Source organism: Streptomyces sp. BBFR25 (assembly GCF_044590125.1).
In the GTDB taxonomy this organism is placed as follows: domain Bacteria; phylum Actinomycetota; class Actinomycetes; order Streptomycetales; family Streptomycetaceae; genus Streptomyces; species Streptomyces canus_D.
The window spans coordinates 4,383,274-4,401,854 of sequence record NZ_CP172447.1 but is presented as its reverse complement, the minus strand read 5'-3'; the positions used below and the strand labels follow the sequence as shown (position 1 = coordinate 4,401,854).

Annotated in this window: 16 protein-coding genes; 10 read left to right on the top strand and 6 right to left on the bottom strand. The window is 76.0% G+C overall.

Annotation, left to right across the window (positions count from 1 at the left end):
* Positions 1–28 precede the first annotated feature (28 nt).
* Both ACGH52_RS20005 and ACGH52_RS20000 read right to left on the bottom strand, forming a co-directional pair.
* Positions 29–1,684: a penicillin-binding transpeptidase domain-containing protein gene (locus ACGH52_RS20005; RefSeq protein ID WP_399941162.1), complete on the bottom strand. Its 1,656-nt coding sequence runs from the start codon at positions 1,682–1,684 to the stop codon at positions 29–31.
* A gap of 17 nt (positions 1,685–1,701) precedes the next feature.
* On the bottom strand, positions 1,702–2,706 hold the full coding sequence (locus ACGH52_RS20000; RefSeq protein WP_399941159.1) for an alpha/beta hydrolase family esterase: 1,005 nt from the start codon (positions 2,704–2,706) through the stop codon (positions 1,702–1,704).
* A gap of 211 nt (positions 2,707–2,917) precedes the next feature.
* Between ACGH52_RS20000 and ACGH52_RS19995 the strand changes: the two genes are divergently transcribed.
* Positions 2,918–3,850: a LysR family transcriptional regulator gene (locus ACGH52_RS19995; RefSeq protein ID WP_308293447.1), complete on the top strand. Its 933-nt coding sequence runs from the start codon at positions 2,918–2,920 to the stop codon at positions 3,848–3,850.
* Between the two features lie 127 nt (positions 3,851–3,977).
* Positions 3,978–4,850, top strand: coding sequence for a serine hydrolase (locus tag ACGH52_RS19990; RefSeq protein WP_253191413.1), 873 nt, complete (start codon positions 3,978–3,980; stop codon positions 4,848–4,850).
* 36 nt (positions 4,851–4,886) lie between these two features.
* Here ACGH52_RS19990 and ACGH52_RS19985 read toward each other — a convergent pair whose 3' ends face one another.
* Entirely contained in the window at positions 4,887–6,518 is a 1,632-nt protein-coding gene (locus tag ACGH52_RS19985; RefSeq protein ID WP_399941155.1) for a right-handed parallel beta-helix repeat-containing protein, read from the bottom strand.
* A gap of 159 nt (positions 6,519–6,677) precedes the next feature.
* Between ACGH52_RS19985 and ACGH52_RS19980 the strand changes: the two genes are divergently transcribed.
* The 6 genes from ACGH52_RS19980 to ACGH52_RS19955 all read left to right on the top strand — a co-directional run bounded on the left by ACGH52_RS19980 (position 6,678) and on the right by ACGH52_RS19955 (position 13,873).
* A complete protein-coding gene (locus tag ACGH52_RS19980) occupies positions 6,678–7,049 on the top strand; it encodes a DUF6479 family protein (protein ID WP_059299376.1) in 372 nt (123 codons plus the stop codon).
* 55 nt (positions 7,050–7,104) lie between these two features.
* The gene (locus tag ACGH52_RS19975; RefSeq protein WP_121700941.1) at positions 7,105–8,181 is read left to right on the top strand and encodes an aminopeptidase P family protein; all 1,077 of its coding nucleotides are present in this window, start codon (positions 7,105–7,107) and stop codon (positions 8,179–8,181) included.
* Positions 8,182–8,391: 210 nt separating this feature from the next.
* The gene (thrS, locus tag ACGH52_RS19970) at positions 8,392–9,615 is read left to right on the top strand and encodes a threonine--tRNA ligase (RefSeq protein ID WP_059299375.1); all 1,224 of its coding nucleotides are present in this window, start codon (positions 8,392–8,394) and stop codon (positions 9,613–9,615) included.
* A gap of 538 nt (positions 9,616–10,153) precedes the next feature.
* Positions 10,154–11,134 (top strand): nucleoside hydrolase, encoded by a 981-nt coding sequence (locus ACGH52_RS19965; RefSeq protein WP_399941151.1) that lies wholly within the window; start codon positions 10,154–10,156, stop codon positions 11,132–11,134.
* A gap of 100 nt (positions 11,135–11,234) precedes the next feature.
* The gene (locus ACGH52_RS19960) at positions 11,235–12,905 is read left to right on the top strand and encodes a glycoside hydrolase family 13 protein (protein WP_399941148.1); all 1,671 of its coding nucleotides are present in this window, start codon (positions 11,235–11,237) and stop codon (positions 12,903–12,905) included.
* 134 nt (positions 12,906–13,039) lie between these two features.
* Positions 13,040–13,873 (top strand): hypothetical protein, encoded by an 834-nt coding sequence (locus ACGH52_RS19955; RefSeq protein ID WP_399941145.1) that lies wholly within the window; start codon positions 13,040–13,042, stop codon positions 13,871–13,873.
* Positions 13,874–13,898: 25 nt separating this feature from the next.
* On the opposite strand, the gene ACGH52_RS19950 is transcribed toward ACGH52_RS19955, so the two are convergent.
* Positions 13,899–15,248, bottom strand: coding sequence for a helix-turn-helix transcriptional regulator (locus ACGH52_RS19950; protein WP_121700859.1), 1,350 nt, complete (start codon positions 15,246–15,248; stop codon positions 13,899–13,901).
* 112 nt (positions 15,249–15,360) lie between these two features.
* Between ACGH52_RS19950 and ACGH52_RS19945 the strand changes: the two genes are divergently transcribed.
* Complete coding sequence (locus tag ACGH52_RS19945; protein ID WP_059299370.1) at positions 15,361–15,558, top strand: hypothetical protein; 198 nt, start codon at positions 15,361–15,363, stop codon at positions 15,556–15,558.
* 36 nt (positions 15,559–15,594) lie between these two features.
* On the opposite strand, the gene ACGH52_RS19940 is transcribed toward ACGH52_RS19945, so the two are convergent.
* Positions 15,595–16,662 carry a hypothetical protein gene (locus tag ACGH52_RS19940; RefSeq protein WP_210974368.1) on the bottom strand — a complete coding sequence of 356 codons (1,068 nt, stop codon included), beginning with the start codon at positions 16,660–16,662 and terminating at the stop codon, positions 15,595–15,597.
* Positions 16,663–16,726: 64 nt separating this feature from the next.
* Entirely contained in the window at positions 16,727–17,989 is a 1,263-nt protein-coding gene (locus ACGH52_RS19935; RefSeq protein ID WP_399941141.1) for a PP2C family protein-serine/threonine phosphatase, read from the bottom strand.
* A gap of 77 nt (positions 17,990–18,066) precedes the next feature.
* Here ACGH52_RS19935 and ACGH52_RS19930 point away from each other — a divergent pair, with 77 nt between their 5' ends.
* On the top strand, positions 18,067–18,564 hold the full coding sequence (locus ACGH52_RS19930) for a hypothetical protein (protein ID WP_121700857.1): 498 nt from the start codon (positions 18,067–18,069) through the stop codon (positions 18,562–18,564).
* The last annotated feature ends 17 nt before the right edge of the window (positions 18,565–18,581 follow it).

The window sequence follows — 18,581 nt, the reverse complement described above, 5'->3', positions numbered from 1 at the left end:
CGGGCCTCGGGGCCGCCCGGGGCCGGACTCAGGACGGGTCCTCCGGTACGGCCGACAGCAGGCTGTGCACGACCGGTCCCGCCGAACCGCCGCCGGTGACGCCCTCCTCGACGACCGCGGCGACGGCCACGTTGCCGCGGTGGGCGACCAGCCAGCCGTTGTTGTCCTGGTCGTCGGAGACCTCGGCGGTACCGGTCTTGGCGCCGATCTCACCCGGCAGGTCGGCCAGCACGCGCGCGGTGCCGTCGGTGACGGTGGCCCGCATCAGCCCGCGCAGCTGGGTGACGACCTCGTCGGGGAGCGGCTCGGTGCGGGTCTCGTCCTCGTTGCCCGCGGTGACGGACGGCTGGTGGAACTCGCCGGACACCGCGGTGGCCGTCACCGACGCCATGATCAGGGGGTTGGCCTGGACCCGGCCCTGCCCGATCATCGACGCGGCCTTCTCCGTCTCGTCCTTGGGCACCGGCACCGAGCCGTCGTACGTCGGGATGCCGACGTGCCACTCCTGGCCGACCCCGAAGTGGGTGCGCGCGACCTTCCCCAGCTCCCCGTCGTCGAGCTTGCCGCGCAGGCTGATGAAGGCGGTGTTGCAGGACTCGGTGAAGTCCTTGCGGAAGGTGGCGCCGGGGTGCTCGGAGGTCTCCACGTTGTGGAACTCCTTGCCCACCGTCAGGTACTTGGGGCAGTCCACGACGTCGTCGGGCGCGACCGCGTCCTTGAGCAGCAGGGCGCTGCTGGTGACGATCTTCCAGGTGGAGCCGGGCGCGTAGGTGCCGGAGGCGGCGCGGTTGAAGCCGGAGGAGGGCGAGTTGGCGAGGGCGAGGACCTCGCCGTTGTCGACGCGCAGGGCGACGAGGGAGGCGTTCTTGCCGTCGGCCTCCCCGAGGGCCTTCTCGGCGGCGGCCTGCCAGCCGGCGTCCAGGGTGGTGCGCACGGGCCGGTCCGCCGTCGCCGGGTCGGGCTTCTTGCCGAAGGACGCCTCGGTGCGCACGGTCTCGCCGCTGGCCCGGTCGACCAGCTCGACCGCGCCGCGCGGACCGCCGCCGCCCGCGTCACCGGCGAGCCGCCCCAGGAGCGGGGCCAGGGACGGGTACGCGGCGTCCACGAGGGAGACCCCCTGCCGGTCCGTGACCTTCGGCGGCGCGCTCTCCTCGCGCTCCAGGCGGAACTTCTCCGTCTCGCTCAGCCGCGGGTGCACCAGGGACAGCCGCCAGTCCACCTTCCAGCCGCCGTCGTCCTGCTCGCGCAGCGGCAGCCGCGACGCGTACGTCCAGGTGCCCAGGCCGGTGACCGGCATCCGGGCGGTGAAGGGGACGCCGAGGGTGCCGTCCTCTTCCTCCTTCACGCCGTCGTCCGCCGCCGTCAGCTTCGGCTTGTCGATGTCGAGCCCCGCGGTGAAGCTCTGCAGCACCTCCTGCGCCTTGCCGGGCTCGGTGGTGCGGCCGGCCGCGCTCGGCAGGCGCCCGGCGGCCCAGTCGGCGAGGAAGGCGCGCGCCTGTTCCATCGCGGCGGGGTCGGGTCCGTCGTCGCCGCGCGCGAAGGGGCCGAACCCGGCGGCGTACGAGCCGCCCGCGGCGATCGCGAGGACGATCCCCACGGCGGCGACGGCCCGGACACCGCCCCGGGGCCTGCGGCGGCGGGGAGGGGGGAGGTGAGCAGGGGGGAGGTGGGGTGCATCGGGCATGGGAGGTCCTTGTCGGGTCAGCGGCCGGGGCCGGGGTCGGTGAAGAAGTCGAGGAGCGTGTCGGTGGCGTCCAGGGCCTTGCTCACCGGGCCGAATCCCTCGGGCGGCGGCACGGTCGAGCCCGGCCAGGTGTGACCGGCGTCGTCGACGACGAGGAGTTGCACCGTGCCGTCGGGCCGCCGGTCGCCGCCGGGGGCGCCGGTCCCGAGCCGCCACACCGTCCGGTCGTAGCCCTTCTCCTCCCGGGTGACCGGCTCGCCCGCGTCCCCGGCCGCCGCGAACGCCGCCGCGCTGTCCCGGGCCGACCGGGTCGGCAGGATCGGCTCCTCGGGGTCCGGCGGCGGGGAGGGCCAACCCGCGAGCGGCCGTACGGGGTCGTCGGCGCCGTAGACGACCATGACGGGGACCGGCCCGGTGGGCTCCACCGCGGCGGACCCCGTGGGCAGTTGGCCGGAGACCGAGGCCGCGCCCGCCAGCAGGGCGGGACGCTCGGCGGCCATGCGCAGGGCCATCGAGCCGCCGTTGGAGAACCCGGCGACGTAGACCCGCTCGGGGTCGGCCCGCTCGGTACGGACCAGGTGCTTGATCAGCGTCTCGGTGAACCGCACGTCCAGGCCGGGGTCCGGGCGCTGCTTCGTCACCTGCGTGCCCGCGCCCCAGCCGTGTCCGAGGCCCTCGGGAAAGGCGACGAGCATGCCGCGCGCGGTGGCGGCCCGCTCCAGCCGCGTCTTCGCCCGCAGCTCGGCGGCGTCGGCGCCGCGGCCGTGGAAGGCGATGAGGAGGGGCCTTGGGCCGTCGTCGTCATCGGCGCCAGGGGCGGGGGGCCGGTGCAGCAGGTACTGGCGGACGTCACCGTCCACCCGGAGCTGCGCCCGGACCTCGGGCGCCGGAGTGCCCGTACCGGCGGTGGCCGGGGCGCTCGCCGACGACGCCGCGGCCGGACGGCCGGAGTCCGCACCGGAGTCGGAGTCGGAGTCGGTGGCGCAGCCGGCCAGGGGGAGGACGAGGGCGAGGGCGAGCACGCCGGGCCACCGGCGGGCGCGGGGCGCGAGGCGCCGGTCGTGGTCAGGGTCAGGGTCAGGGTCAAGGCCGCGGTCACGGTCACGGAAGGAGCGCATGGCCCGAGGAGAGCAACCCCGTCGACTCCCTGTCCAAGACCGATATGGATGTCGGATTGATCAATCACCGATATGATTACTGGTCGTGGACCTGGTGCGGCACCTGGAGTGCTTCGTGGCTGTTGCAGAAGAGTCACACTTCGGACGTGCCGCCGCCCGGCTCGGCATGGCCCAACCGCCCCTGTCGCAGCGCATCCAGCGGCTGGAGAAGGAGCTGGGCGTCCGGCTCTTCGAGCGCACCAGCCGCCAGGTGACGATCACCGAGGCGGGCACGCTGCTGCTCGCCGAGGCCCGTGAGCTGCTGGCCCGCGCCGAGGCGCTGCGGACCGCCGCGCGCCGCATCCGGGACGGCGAGAGCGGTCTGCTGCGCGCCGCCCTGTCCCCCGACATCTCCGGCGAGACCGTCGCCGCGCTGCTGGCCGACTTCCGCCGCCGGCACGCGGGGCTCGAACTCGAGCTGCACGAGCTGACCACCGCCCAGCAGCTCGCCGGGTTCGCCGCCCACGAGCTGGACGTCGGCCTCATCCACCACCCGTGCGACGTCACCGGCCTGGAGCTGGGCCCGGTGCTCCGCCGCGACCTCGGCGTGCTGCTGCCGCGCGGCGCGCCCCAGACGGAGCTGGACGAGGTGCCGCTCGCCGCCCTCACCGGCTACGACCTGGTGCTCTTCCCGCGCGCCGACGCCCCCGCGGTCTACGACGACCTGCTCACCGCCTGCGCCCGGGGCGGCTACACGCCCGCCGCCGTACGGCACGGCCAGGGCGCCAGCTTCGTCCGCGGCCTGGTCCTGTCGTCGGGGGCCGTCGCGCTCGGCCCCCGCGACACCCGGCTCGTGACCCCCGGCGACCCGGACCTGGTCTGGCGTCCGCTGGCCGGGGCGCCGCCCGCCTGGCGGCACTCCGCGGCCTGGCCCAAGGGGCGCGGCGACGCCGCCGTGGGCGCCTTCGCGGACGCGGCCACCCACGCCCTGCGCACCACGGCCGGCGCCCACGCCGAGACAGCCGCCCGGCCCCTGCACCTTCGCCCGGCATCGGAGTACTGGCTTTGAACCCGCCCCCAGCCACCGCAGGAGAATTCCCGGCTCGGGAAGCCCCGCCGAGCGGCGACCGACGGGGTCCTGCCCGACGCCCGACTCCTCCCCGGCCCGCATGCCCCGACACCCTTGGACGTTCCCTGTGACCGCCGTCGCCGCCCGGCTGGACGCCGCCTTCGCCGATGCCGGGGTCACCGGGTGGCTGCACGCCGTGGACATCGACTCCGGCGCGCAGGTCGAGGCCGGGGCGGACCAGCCGGTCTGCACGGCGAGTGTCCACAAGCTGTGCGTCCTGGTGACGCTGCACGAGCGGGCGGCGGCCGGGGAGCTGGACCTCACCGAGCGGGTCGAGTGCCCGCCCGACGGACGCACCCCTGGGCCCACCGGGCTCGCGGCCATGCTCGACCCGGTCCGGCTGTCGCTGCGCGACGCCGCGTACCTGATGATGTCCGTCAGCGACAACACCGCCGCCGACCTGCTGCTGCGCCGGGTCGGCCTGGACGCCGTCAACCGGACCACGGCCCGGCTCGGCCTCACCCGGACACGGGCGGTGTACGGCTTCGGCGAGACGCTGGACATCATGCGCGAGGACGCCGGGCCCGCCGGTGCCCGGGGGCTGACCGACCCGCACGTCATCACCCGGCTGCGCGCCCTGGACCCGGCCCGCACCAACCACAGCACCCCCCGCGACATGACCCGCCTGCTCGGCGCCCTGTGGCGGGACGAGGCGTGCCCGCCCGAGTACGGCGCCGCGATGCGCCGGATCATGGGCCTCCAGGTGTGGCCGCACCGCCTGGCATCCGGCTTCCCCTTCGACGACGTGCACGTGGCCGGCAAGACCGGCAGCCTGCCCACCCTGCGCAACGAGGTCGGCGTCGTCGAATACCCCGACGGCGGCCGCTACGCCGTGGCGGTCTTCACGCGCACCGCCCAGACGGCGGCCGTGCTCCCGGCGGCGGACGCGGTGATCGGCACCGCGGCCCGGATCGCGGTGGACGCACTGCGCGCACCCTGACGGCGCCGAGGCCCCCGCGTCACCCGCGGCACCGCGTCACCCCGCGTTGTCGCGCCAGCGCCCGCCGCTCGGCGCCGAGTCGAAACGGGTCGACGCCGAGCCGTTGCCGCCGAAGTCGTTGCCGGAGACCCGCCCGCCCGTCCAGGTGGCCTCGGGCGCGATCCACACGGCGTGGATCTGGGTGCGGGGGCGCCCGTCGTCCCGGACGCGGTTGCCGTGCACGTACGGGTGGGTCACGGCAGCGGCGGCGGTGAGACCGGCGCGCGGGGCCGGGGAGTCCGGGAGGCGGTAGGCGGTGCCGGGGCCCGGGGTGCCGTCGGGCCACGCGGTGTCGGCTCCCGGGCGCAGGGGGGCGAGGGTGAGCCGGGTGGCGGTGTTGTCGGTGACCACGGCGGTGACCTCGGCCCCTTCGGGACCGCCGCCGACCGTCAGCTCCTTGCCGCGGTGGCCGCCCGGGAGCCAGTCGGCCCGCTCGTCGGTCAGCGACAGCGGCCCGCAGTGGACGCCCTCGCCGCCCCCGCCCGCTTCCGGCGCCGCACGGCGGCCGTTGCCCCGGATCCGGTTGCCGAAGATCGCGGGCTCGTGCAGCGGGGCGTCGACGCGGATGCCGTCCAGCGCGTTGTCGTGGATGTCGTTGGACTCCAGGACGATGTCCGTCGCGGGCTCCTGGTCGCCGTCGGCCAGATTGTGCTCCCAGTACCCGTACCGGCCGTTGTTGCTCACGCGATTGCCGTGGAAGCCGTACGGGCCGGGGGTGTTGCCCAGCGCGATCCCGTCCCCCGCGTTGCCGTCGATCACGCACCCGGTGACGATGCCGCCGCGCCCGCCGACGCTCGTCGTGCCCTGCGCCGACACGTCGAACCCGGCGACGTGGTTGCCGAGCATCGTGCAGCCGGTGACCTGCAGGCCGTCGGCGCCCCAGTCGGAGATGCCGTAGCGGTTGTCCTCGGTGTGGCAGGCGGTGACGCGGATGCCGCGGGGCGGGACCCACTCCTCCTGCTGGAGTTCCAGGAAGATGCCGTTGGTGCCGTTGCCGCGGGCGGTGCAGTCGGTCACCGCCAGCCGTTCGACCGGCCCCCACCCGCCGACCCCGATCCCGATGCCCGCGCCGCCCATCTCCTCGCCGGGGTCCTGCCGGCCGCACCGCTCGGCCAGCACGCCCTCCACCACCGTGTCCTGGAGGAAGTCGCACCCGAATCCGGTGGCGGCGGTGTCGTGGATGTACAGGTCGCTGAAGCGCCCGCGCAGCACGTACTGCAGGCCCAGGCCCTTGGCCAGTACGTCGTACTCCTCGGTCGCCACCCCCTGCCCGTCGATCTCGAAGTGGGCGAAGGTGACGTCCGCGATGTGGCGGTCCCGCCCCGCGCCGTGCTGCGCGGTGGTGAACCAGGCCAGGGGCACCGGCCGGGTGGGGGCGCCCGGGTTGGCCAGGGCGAAGCAGGTGGCTCCGCGTCCGGCACCGACCAGCGAGACGCCGCTGCGCCAGCGCACCGGCTCGTCCCGGATCACGTACCGCCCGGCGGGCACGCGCACCGTGCGCGGCCGCCCGTCCTCGGCGGTGGCGTCCCCCAGCGCGTCCACCAGCTTCCGCAGGGCCGGCCCGTCGTCGGCGGTCCCGTCCCCGACCAGGCCGTACTCATGGGCGTCCACCGTCAACGGCGCGGTCATGGGCTGCTCCTTCCACCGGTGCCGCGGGAGGGACGGCGGCCCACGACCGGCACGCCCCGCCCCGACCGGGTACCAGCCACCGGCCCGCCTCAATCGCGAGGACATATCGGGCGGGACATATCAGGCGCTTTATCTCATTTGGGGGTACATAATCAGAACATGAGTACGGCAACGTATGTAGTGCTGGCCGCGCCCTCGGGCGGGCTCAAGGTGGCAGTGGTCTTCATCATCGGGCTGGTGATCGCCGGGGCGTTGGTCTGGGCCGTACGCGTCGGCATGCGGGTCATGGACCGGGAGCCCGACCGCCCCCGCGCCGACGAACAGCCGCACCTCCCGGCCACCGGGGCCGTCCGTGAGGAGCAGGAGATGCGCGAACCCGACGAGATCCCGCTGAACGACAACGGGAGCCCGCGGCTCATGCCCTACGAACTGCACCACTCGGGCAGCCGCCGCGGCGACGACCAGAAGCGGCGCCGCTGGCTGCCGGGATCGAGCGGAGCCTTCGGCAGCGGTGGGCCGGGACACGTCTGAGGACGCGGGCGACGCCGCCCCCGGCGCCTTCACCGAGGAGGTCTACGCGGCCCGCATGGACCGCACCGCGTACGAGGCCGCCGCCCTCGGGCTCGCCGGGGTGCTGGTCACCCCCGGCCCCGACCTGGTGTGGCTGTGCGGCTACCGGCCCACCGCCCCCGCCGAACGCCTCACCCTCCTCGTCCTGACCGCCAACTCCCAGCCCCGGCTGCTGGTGCCGGCGGTCGACCGTCCGAGCGCCGAGGCGGCCCCCGGCGCGGGCGCGGTCCGCGTGTCGGACTGGTGGGAGGGGCAGAACGCGTACGCCGCCGCGGCCGGGCTGCTGCGCCCGCACGGGCGGTACGCCGTGTCCGACGCGACCTGGGCACTGCACCTGCTCTGCCTCCAGGCGTCCCTGCCGCTGGCCACCTACCAGCCGCTGTCCGTCGTCCTGCCCATGCGGCGCGCGGTGAAGGACGACCACGAGGTGGCCCGCCTGACAGCCGCCGCGGCGGCGGCCGACGCCGCGTACGAGGAGGTCCTCGGGCTGCGCTTCGCCGGGCGCAGCGAGCGCGAGCTGGCCGCCGACCTGGCCGGGCTGGTGCGCGGGCACGGCCGCAGCCGGGTCGACTTCACGGTGGTCGGCGCCGGGCCGCACGCCGCCGACCCGCACCACCGGCCCGGCGACCGGGTCATCGGGGACGGCGACATGGTCGTCCTGGACTTCGGCGGTCTGCGCGACGGCTACGGCTTCGACACCGCCCGCACCGTCCACGTCGGGGCGCCGTCGGACGAGGAGCGCCGGGTCCACGAGACCGTCCGGGCCGCGCAGCGGGCGGCCTTCGGGGCGGTGCGGCCCGGGGTGTCCTGCCAGGACGTCGACCGGGCGGCCCGCGCGGTGATCGAGGAGGCCGGTCACGCCGGGCAGGTCGCGCACCGCACCGGTCACGGCGTCGGCGTCACCACCCACGAGCCGCCCTATCTGGTGGAGGGCGAGGAGCAGCCCCTCGAACCGGGCATGTGCTTCTCCATCGAGCCCGGCATCCACCTCCCGGACCGCTTCGGCGTCCGCATCGAGGACGTCGTGGCCTGTACGGAGGACGGGGGCAGGCGGCTGAACACCACCTCGCACGAGCTGGTGATCGTGCGCTGACACTCCCGTCCGGCCGGCCGAAACCCGCTCGCGTCCGCGCCCGGCGCCCCGTACCGTCGCCCCCATGCAGCGCGCCTGTCCGTCCTTGAAGACGACGCCGGGAACCGTCCCGGCGCGCTGACTGCTGACCAAGTCCGAAGCCCCGGGGCGAGCGCCCCGGGGCTTCGTCGCGTGGTGCTCGTCCCGTGGACCGTTGCGAGGGAGACCACCATGCACCACGAGGACCACCGGCGGCTCGGCCGCGAACTGGAGCTGTTCGACACCGATCCCCTCATGGGCGCGGGCCTGCCGTACTGGCTGCCCGACGGCGCGGTCGTCCGCCATACCCTGGAGGAGTATGTCCGCGAGGCGGAGCGCCGGGCCGGCTACCGCCACGTCTACTCGCCCGTCCTCGGCAAACGCGAGCTGTACGAGATCTCCGGGCACTGGGAGCACTATCGCGACGACATGTTCCCGCCGATGGAGCTGGGCGCCGAGGAGGTCGTGCTGCGTCCGAGCCTGTGCCCCCACCACGCCCTGGTCTACCGCTCCCGCTCCCGCAGCTACCGCGAACTGCCCCTGCGCATCGCCGAGCTGGGCGCGATGTACCGCTCCGAGCCCTCCGGCGTCCTCGGCGGACTGACCCGCGTGCGGGCCATCCACCTCAACGACGCGCACATCTTCTGCACCCCGGACCAGGCCGTCGGCGAGGCCCGCGCCGCCCTCGGGCTCATCCGCCGCGCCCACGCCGACCTCGGCATCCGGGCCGCCCGCTACCGCCTGTCCCTACCGGGCCCCGGCGGCAAGTACGTCGCCGACCCGGAGTTGTGGCGGCGGGCCACCGCGCTGCTGCGGGACGCCCTGGACGGACTGCCGTACGAGGCGGTGGAGGGCGAGGCGGCCTTCTACGGCCCGAAGATCGACGTGCAGATCGAGGACGCGGCGGGCCGCGAGTCGACCCTGTCGACCGTCCAGGTCGACTTCCACCAGCCCGAACGCTTCGGCCTGCGCTACACCGCCCCCGACGGCACCAGGCAGCGCCCGGTCATGGTGCACCGCAGCGTCATCGGCAGCGTGGAGCGCGCGGTCGCCCACCTGATCGAGGCGCACGGCGGCGCGTTCCCGGCGTGGCTGGCCCCGGTGCAGCTGGTGGTGCTGCCGGTGGCCGGGGCGCAGCGGGAGGCGGCGTACGCCCTCGTACGGCGGGCCGCCGAGCTGGGTCTGCGGGCCGAGGTCGCCGACCCGGAGCGGGGCAGCCTCGGCGCCCGGGTCCGGGCGGCGCGGAAGGTGCCCTACCAGGCGGTGATCGGCGCGCGGGAGGCGCGGGACGGCGACCTGGTCGACGTACGCCTGCGCGACGGCCGCCGCCCGGGCCGCCTGCCCGGCACCGAACTCCTGCACCACATCACCGCCCGGACCAAGGCCCGCGGCCCCGAACTGTGGCCGTCCGACTGACTCCCGCTTTCCCGACACCGACGCCACGACGCCGGGCGCCGGGCGCCGGGCATCCGGCGCCGGTCGCCAGGCGTCCCGGTCGGGCGCCCCGCGCCCCGCCTGCCGCCTGCCGCCTCCCGCGTCGGGCCCCGGACGTCCGGCCCCGGGCCCCAGGCCCGACGCCTCGCCGCGTCGGTCACGGAGGCGGTCCCACCCCGCGCCGAACCACCACGGCGGGCCACCACCCGGACCGGACACGCGCCCCCGAAGCCCCCGCGCCCTCCACCGGACCACCAACCCCGGCAGGACGGTGGAGTACCGGCGTGACGCCGGGCGTGGGGGTCCGGGTGTGTCCGCGTCCGGCCCCGGACGTCCAGCACCACGCGTCCAGCACCGGGCCCGGGCCCGACGCCTCGCCGCGTCGGTCACGGAGGCGGTCCCACCCCGCGCCGAACCACCACGGCGGGCCACCGCCCGGACCGGACACGCGCCCCCCGAAGCACCCACGCCACGTAAGGTCGCCGCGTCGGCGTCCCCGCGAAGTACAAGGAGCCCCGCCGTGAGCACCGTCTCCGTCCAGCAGCAGCCCATTCCGGTGATCATCGACTGCGACACCGGCATCGACGACGCCCTGGCCCTGCTGCTGGCGGTCCGCCACCCCCGCCTGGACCTGCGCGCGGTCACCTGCGTGGCAGGGAACACCGACGTGGCCGGGGTCGTACGGAACACGCTGACCGTGCTGGAGCGGGCCGGTGCCCCGGAGATCCCCGTCGCCCGGGGTGCCGAGCGGCCGCTGATCGAGGGTGTGCGCACCGCGCGGCACGTGCACGGGGCCGACGGCATGGGCGACCTCGGGCTGCCCGCGCCGACCCGCGCCCCCGCCGACGTGGACGCGGTGACGCTGCTGCGCCGGGAGATCCTCGCCTCCCCGCGCCCGGTCACCCTGATCCCGACCGCGCCGCTGACCAACATCGCGCTGCTGCTGCGCACCCACCCGGAGGTCACCGGCAACATCGAGCGGATCGTGTTCATGGGCGGCGCGGTGGCCACCGGAAACGCGACGCCGGTCGCCGAGTTCAACGTGTGGCACGACCCGGAGGCCGCCGCGATCCTGCTCACCGCCGGGGTGCCGATCACCATGTACGGCCTCGACGTGTTCGAGCGGGTGATCGTGCCCGGCGCGGACGTCCGGCGGCTGCGCGCGAGCACCGAGCCCGGCACCCGGCTCGCCGGGGAGCTGCTCGCCCACCGCGGTCCCGCCACCGACGCGACGGACCCCGGCGGCGGGCTGGGCGACGCGGGAGCGGTCTGCGCGGTGATCGACCCGGCGGGTCTGACCACGCACCGGTTGCCCGTCGAGGTGTCCCTGGCCCCCGGCCCCGCCCGCGGCCAGACCCTCGTCGACCGGCGGCTGCGCGTAGGCGAGTCCGAACTGCACGACGGCATGCGCGAACAGCCCCTCGTCGACGTGGCCCTGGACGTGGACGTGACCCGGTACGTGGAGCTGTACCTCGGCACGGTCGAGCGCACCGAAGCGTAGTGACCGGCGCGTCGCGGGCGCACGGGTTCGCTTTTCGGGTGATCTGGACAGACGTACCAGATCAGTTCGTGTCGCCCGCACGTACCGCGAAGGAGGCCGCGTGAGCGTACGCAGCACCGCCAGCACCCCGGATCTGTCGTCCAAGGACCCCAACTGGTGGCGACAGGCCGTCATCTACCAGGTCTACCCCCGCAGCTTCGCCGACGCCGACGGCGACGGGCTCGGCGACCTGCGCGGCGTCACCCAGCGCCTGGGCCACCTGGCCGCCCTCGGCGTCGACGCCCTCTGGCTCAGCCCCTTCTACCCGTCCGAACTCGCCGACGGCGGCTACGACGTCGACGACTACCGCGACGTCGACCCGCGCCTGGGCACGCTGGACGACTTCGACGCGATGGCCGCCGAGGCCCACCGGCTGGGCCTGAAGGTGATCGTCGACCTCGTCCCCAACCACACCTCGCACCGCCACGCCTGGTTCCGGGAGGCCCTGGCCGCCGGTCCCGGGTCGGCCGCCCGCGACCGGTACGTCTTCCGCGAGGGCCGCGGCGCGCACGGCGAACTCCCGCCCACCGACTGGCAGTCCGTCTTCGGCGGCAGCGCCTGGCAGCGAGTGCCCGACGGACAGTGGTACCTGCACCTCTTCGCCCCCCAGCAGCCCGACCTGAACTGGGACAACGAGCAGGTCCGCGCCGACTTCCGCACCACACTGAGGTTCTGGTGCGACCGGGGCGTCGACGGCTTCCGCGTCGACGTCGCGCACGCACTGGTCAAGGACCTGACCGAGCCGCTGCGCGACCTCGGCGCCCCCGAGCTGAGCGGCGAGGCGGCCCTCGCGCGCTTCGCGCCGGGCACCCACCCGCTCTACGACCGCGACGACGTCCACGAGGTCTACCGCGACTGGCGCAAGATCCTCGACGCCTACACCCCGCCCCGCACGGCCGTCGCCGAAGCCTGGGTCCCGGGCCCCCGGCGCGTGCTGTACGCCCGACCTGACGAACTCGGCCAGGCCTTCAACTTCGAGTACCTCCAGACCGGCTGGGACGCGGCCGAGCTGCGCGAGGTCATCACCGGCTCGCTGGCCGACGCCCGGGCCGCCGGAGCCTCGGCGACCTGGGTGCTGTCCAACCACGACGTCGTCCGGCACGCCACCCGCCTGGTGCTGCCGCCGGACACGGACACCGACGCCTGGCTGCTGTCCGGCGGCCACGCCCCCGCCGTCGACCCGGCGGCCGGACTGCGCCGGGCCCGCGCGGCGACGCTGCTGATGCTGGCGCTGCCCGGCTCGGCGTACCTCTACCAGGGCGAGGAGCTGGGGCTGCCCGAGGTGGCCGACCTGCCCACCGAGGTCCTCCAGGACCCGATCTGGGAGCAGACCGGCCACGTCCGCAAGGGCCGCGACGGCTGCCGGGTGCCGCTGCCCTGGACGACGGAGGGACCCTCGTACGGCTTCGGTGCGGGCGGGGCGTGGCTGCCGCAGCCGCCGGGCTTCGCGGCGTACGCCGTCCAGGCCCAGGACGGGGTGGCGGGCTCGACGCTGGAGCTGTACCGCACGGCCCTGCGACTGCGCCGCAAGCTGCTCGACGGCGAGGCGCTGACCTGGTCGGACGACGTCCCGGCGGGGGTGCTGCGGTTCGACCGCTCGGACGGCTGGCGCTGCGTCACCAACCTCTCCGGCACCGCGGTGGACCTGCCCGCCGGTGAGGTGCTGCTGAGCAGCGCCCCGCTGGAGGACGGCAGGCTGGGGCCGGACACGACGGTGTGGCTGGGCCTGTAGCCGGACGTCCGCGGTCGCCGGGCGCTCTCACCCGGACGGCCGCGCACGCTGGTGGCGGGGCGGGGACGGTGGTGCCGTGGAGGCGTGACCGATCCTGAACGGCGCCGGTCGCACCGGCCCTCCAGGAGGCACCGATGCAGCACGCCCCCGCCGCCCGTCCGTCACCCGCCCCCGCCGCCCGTCCGCCGCTGGGCGCCGCGCTCGCGGCGGTGCTGGCGCTGACGACGGCCGCCTGTGCCGTCGGCGGGCGGGGGGCGGACCGGCCGGCCGGTCCGGTGCCGCCGAACCCGCGGTCCCCGGCCGCGCTGCCGTCACCGGGCCTGCCGCCGGTGCTCACCCGGGGGCAGGCGCGGACGGCGCTGATCACGGCGGCCGACCTGGGGGAGGCGTGGGAGCCCACGCGGGGTGCCGCGACCTGGCGCGACGACCTGCTCAAGGCCACCGCCGGACGGTCCGACTGCCGACGGCTGCTGGACGTCCTCTACACCGAGGACCTCTTCGGCGCGGACGCCGCCACCGCGCCCCGGGCCACGGCCGCCCTGGACGACGCGGAGGGCGGCGCCCAGCTGCACTACCGGGTCACCTCCTACCGCGCCGCCGACCTGGACCGGACGCTGGCCTGGCTCGGGACGCTGCCGGACACGTGCGGCCGCTTCGAGGCGCGGGCCACCGCCCACGGCACCGTCCGGGACGTCCGGGTCGCCGCCCTGCCGCTGCCCGACGCGGGGGACGCCCGCCGGGGCCTGCGGGTGACGGTGGCCGACGCGGCGCCGGACGACCGCTCCGACGGGGACGCCCGCGACGGGATCCTCACCGTGGACCTCGTCGCCGTCCGGGTCGGCGACGACGCGATCAGCCTCACCAACGGCACCCTCGGCGAACCGGCCGACGACGCCACCCGCACCTCCGTGGAGGTCGGCACCGGACGCCTGACGGAGGCCCGGCGGCAGGGGCGGGCCCAGGTGTGAGCCCGCGGCAGGGCACCGGCCGGGGCTACAGCGGCGGCTGTGCGGGCGCCGGGCCCAGGGTGGTCGTGCCGGGCGCGGTGCGGTGCCCGAGGCCGGTGCGGTACGCGTCCAGGGCCGCCTCCACACGGCCGGTGCGGCGCAGCAGGTCGCCGAGGAGCCGGCACAGGTCGGCCAGGTCACCGGCCGCGCCCGCCCGCTCCAGCAGGCTCAGCGCGCGGACGTAGTGCTCCTCGGCGGCCTCGGTGTCCCGGGCGTCCTCGGCGATGATGCCGAGCAGCCGGTGGGCGCCCGCGGAGTGCACGGCGCCGCGCTCGGAGGAGAGGTCGTCCAGGACGCCGTGCAGCAGGTCCGCGGCCTCCTCGGACTTGCCGCGCCGGTGCAGTACGTCGGCCAGTTCGACGGCGACCTGGCTGCTGTAGAGGGCGGCGCGGGTGGCCGACAGCATGCCGAGGGCCTCGCGCATCTCCGCCTCGGCGCGCGGGAGTTCGCCGTTCTGGGCGCAGACGTAGCCGCGCATCCAGTGGCAGTTGGCCAGCTCGGTACGCAGCTGCAGCGTGCGGTACAGCTCGGCCGCCTTGGCGAGCGAGGCGTCGGCGTCGGCGAGGCGGCCCTCGGCGAGCAGGGTGCGGGCGACGGAGCGGTGCATGCGGGCCACCAGGGCGGGGTCGCCGACGCTGGGGGCGAGGGAGAGGGCGAGTTCGGCGGCCTGGGCGGCGCGCGCGTGGGCGCCCATGTCCATGTACGGGCCGATCGCGCTGGCGTAGAGCAGCAGCAGCGCGTCGGGGTCGTGCAGGCCGCCGCGGTTCAGCTCGTCGAGGGTGGTCTCCAGGAGGTAGACGGCGTAGCGCAGTTCACCGGCGAGGTAGTGGGCGAGGGCGCGTCCGCGCAGGGCCGGGACGCGGGCGGGCAGCGGGGCTCCGGCGTCGGCGAGGCACTGCTCGGCCCGCTCGAAGTACTGCCGTCCGGCGGCCAGTTCTCCGGTCTCCACGGCGCACTCCCCGAGCCCGAGCAGCGCGGCGGCCCGCTCCTCGGCCAGCTCGTGCGCCTCGGCCTCGGCGAGCAGCCCGGTGTACTGGGCGGCGGCCTGCTCCGCGCCCTCGGTGGCGAGGGTGCGCTGCGCCTCGGTGAGCCTGAGCCGCAGGTCGGTGGCGAGGCGGGCGGGGCGTCCGGTGGCCAGCTCCTCGTAGCCGACGCCGAGCCGCTCGGCGAGGTGCCGCAGCGCCTCGTCGGAGGGGCGGACGCGACCGGCCTCCAGGGTGGAGATGTAGGCGGGGGTGTACGCCGGTTCCGCGAGCTGGCGCTGGGTCATCCCGCGCTCGGCCCGCAGCCGCTGCACCCGGCGTCCGATGGCGTTTCGGTCGTCACGGTCCGCCACTGCCAACTCCCCATGAGGCTCTTGCCGTTCGGCTCGGACGGCTCTAGGTTAAACCGCGTATTAAGCGCGCTTAACCGTGCTTGACACATCCGCTGATCCCGCAGAGGACACCGTGCCCGGACGCCCCCGCACCGCCGAACGTTACGCCAGAGCCCTCGCCGCGGCCGTCGCCGCCGTCGTCTGCCTGCTGCTGGCCGCGAACGCGGGCCCCACGGACTCCGCCCACGCCCCGGTCCCGGCCCACGCCCCGGCCCACGAACTGGCCCCGCCCGCGGACGACCCGGACGACCTGGCCTCGTCGGGCGGCTAGCGGGCCGCCGGCCGCCACCCGCCGGGACCGGCACGCTCAGCCCTGGGTCTGCAGGCGGCTCAGTTCGCGCTGGACGTGGTCCAGGGCGCCCTCGCGGCGGCCCGGTACGCGGCCGCGCAGCGCGGCGAGGGCCGCGCCCAGCTCCCGGGCCCGTCCGGCGTCGCGGATCAGCCCCCACTGGTGGTGGGCCCGGTCGACGGCCGCCTCCACGGCGGGCGCCTGCGGGGGCTGCCCGGCGCCGAGCCGCGCCTCGGCCACCGTCAGCCAGGCCCGGCAGCTGCGCACCGGGTCCCCCGCGAACATCGCCAGGTCCGCCCGGACCTCGGTCCAGTGCAGCGCGTCCTCGGAGGCGGGCCCGCGCGCGTAAGCCGCGGCCCGCTCGTGCCGGGCGGCGAGCGCGTCGGCGTCCCCGTGCCGTCCGGACCGCACGGCCGCGGCGATGACCGCGTGCGGATCGCCCGCCGCCGGCCCCGGCGCCGTCAGCACCAGGTCCGCACCGCTGCCCGCGGTGTCTGCCGCGGCCCGGGCCAGCGCCTGCTCGTGCAGCTCGTCCGGCGGCGGCCGGTGCCCGCTGCGCAGGATCGTGGCGACGCCCCGCATGTACGAGGGGACGGCCACCGTCCGCCGTGCGGGCGGCGGCGCGACGCGTCCGTACACCGCGTTGTTGCGCCCGGAGTCCAGCGGGCTGGTCCGCAGCCACTGCCAGGTCTCCTGGTCGGCGTGCAGGTCGAGCAGCAGCGTCGTCGCGCCGCTCGGCCGCAGCCGCAGCTCCTCGCGGATCCAGTGCCAGGGCAGCGCGGTGTAGCGGACGGTCGACGGCGTCGTACGGGCCAGCGCCAGGTGCGGCAGGCGCTGGCGCCGGTCCAGCTGGAGCTGCCCGGCGACGTAGACCGTGAGCGGTCCGGGGGCCGCCGCCGCGGCCCGCAGCCGGGTGAGGACCGCCTGCGGCTCCAGCGGGTCGGCGAGTTCCACGACGTTCGCCGTGTCCGTGCCGGAGAGCACGGCGGGCGGCACCGCCGCGAGCACGGGAAGCACGGAGGCGGCGTCCACCAGGCACCCACGGCCCACGGGCGACGCCGCGAGCAGCAGCACGGTTCCGGGCATGTCCCCTCCCCCTGTCGATCACGTACGGCAGCACGGTAACCGCTGCGGCCGCACCGCGGGGCACTCAGCCGTCGGCGGCCGGACCCTGGCCGCCCGGCGTGCGCCGTACCGCGAAGACCGTGGTGTCGTCGGCCACCCGCCCCCGGCAGTGCCTCAGCGTGCCGTCCCGTACGAGGGCCACCAGCCGCGCGGGCGCGGCGTCACGTGCGTCGGCGGCGACGGCGCGGGCGATGTCGTCGGTCGGCCGGTAGAAGGCCCCGCAGGGGTCGCGGGCCTCGGTCACCCCGTCGGTGACCAGCAGCAGCGTCTCGTCCGCGGCCAGGCGCAGCCGGTGCACCGGCGGCGTCCTCCCGCACCGGCCGGCGGGCGCCAGTTCCGCCATGCCCAGCGGCAGCCCGCCCACCACCGGCAGCACGCGCACGCCGCGGGGGCCGACCGCCAGCGGGGGCTCGTGGCCGAAGACGACGGCGTCCACCGCGTCCGGCAGGCCGGGCGAGAAGCCGATCAGCACGGCGGTGGCGAACCGGTCGCCGTCGGACCGGCCGAGGGCGGCGGTGTGCGCGCGGTGGCGCAGCATGCGGATCTCCAGGCGCTCGGCGACCGTCCCGAGGTCCGCCTCGTGGTAGGCGGCCTCGCGGAAGGTGCCGAGCAGCGCGGCGGCCGCCTCCACCGCGCCGAGCCCCTTGCCCTGCACGTCGCCGACGAGCACCCGGGTGCCGTGCGGGCCGGGCTGGATGTCGTAGAAGTCGCCGCCGACGCGGGCCTCGCTGTCCGCCGAGAGGTACACGGCGGCGTGGTCAATACCGCCGAAGCCTGCCGGAAGCGGACGCAGCACCGTGCGGCGGGTGGTGTCGGCGATGTCCCGCATGTGCAGCATGCGCCGCTCGCCGTCGACCCGGTACCCGGCGGCCACCACGGCGATGGCGCCGCCGAGGACGACGAGGACCAGCCCGGGCAGCCCGGTCTCGGCCCGGTGCTGCCAGACGGTGTCGGCCATGACGTAGACCACGACCGCGAGCACGGCGAAGACGGCCGTCCCGCGCACCCCGCAGATCGCGGCGGCCACGCCCGGCACCAGCACGGTCCAGGAGATGATCTCGAAGGCGCCGGTGGTGACGTCGCCCGCGGCGATGCCGATGAGCAGCAGCAGCGGGAACACCCAGGCCACCGTGCGGCCGCGCACACTGAGCAGCTCGTGCCGGGACACGGCGTCGCCCCGGCCGGCGGCGTGCACGAGCCGCCCGAGCGGCCGCCACCGGGCGCGCACCGGCCTGCGGACACGACCCCTCACGGGCCCCAGCGAAACACGCGCCCGACCGCCCCGCATCCCGACTTGCCGGCGGGCCGACCCAGGTGTGCCCTGGTAGACGGGGGCGAACGGGGCGAGGCGAGAGGAGTGCTCCCATGGCTCACGCGGTACCCACACGCGGAACATCCACCGGCGCCCGCACCGGCGCGGGCACGGGCGCGTCCGGGCGCAGGACGCCCGACGTCTTCGGCGAGCGGACCCACCTGCTGGCGAGGTGGGCGATGCCCCTCGCGATCGGCCTGGTCTACGGCTACTGGGCCGCGTCCGTCCGCCGCCACGGCGGCCCCGTCACCGGCTGGAACCTGCTGTTCGGCTTCATGACGGTGCTCGCCTTCGCCCTCCTGTGGTACGTGGTCCGCGCGGTGGCCGACCGGCTGCCCCGCGAGGGCCACGCGGTGCTGTGGGGGGCGTTCGCGGGCAGCGCGCTGGGATTCCTGTACTCGGGCAGCGGCGTGGCCATGTTCACCTGCGTCCTGGTGTCCCTGCTGCTCGCGGCGGCGGTGACCGCCGGGCTGTACTACCACTACGCCACCCACCAGGCCGCCGGGAAGGCGCAGGCGACCGGGCACCACACCCTCACCCGCACCACCTGACCGGCTCGTCCCCCGGG

Coding starts and splice junctions, on each gene's coding strand:
- ACGH52_RS19985 (WP_399941155.1), bottom strand. CDS start 6,518: ATGACCGCGCCGTTGACGGTGGACGCCCATGAGTACGGCCTGGTCGGG.
- thrS (WP_059299375.1), top strand. CDS start 8,392: ATGCACCACGAGGACCACCGGCGGCTCGGCCGCGAACTGGAGCTGTTC.
- ACGH52_RS19935 (WP_399941141.1), bottom strand. CDS start 17,989: ATGCGGGGCGGTCGGGCGCGTGTTTCGCTGGGGCCCGTGAGGGGTCGT.
- ACGH52_RS19930 (WP_121700857.1), top strand. CDS start 18,067: ATGGCTCACGCGGTACCCACACGCGGAACATCCACCGGCGCCCGCACC.
- ACGH52_RS19980 (WP_059299376.1), top strand. CDS start 6,678: ATGAGTACGGCAACGTATGTAGTGCTGGCCGCGCCCTCGGGCGGGCTC.
- ACGH52_RS19975 (WP_121700941.1), top strand. CDS start 7,105: ATGGACCGCACCGCGTACGAGGCCGCCGCCCTCGGGCTCGCCGGGGTG.
- ACGH52_RS19955 (WP_399941145.1), top strand. CDS start 13,040: ATGCAGCACGCCCCCGCCGCCCGTCCGTCACCCGCCCCCGCCGCCCGT.
- ACGH52_RS20005 (WP_399941162.1), bottom strand. CDS start 1,684: ATGCCCGATGCACCCCACCTCCCCCCTGCTCACCTCCCCCCTCCCCGC.
- ACGH52_RS19940 (WP_210974368.1), bottom strand. CDS start 16,662: ATGCCCGGAACCGTGCTGCTGCTCGCGGCGTCGCCCGTGGGCCGTGGG.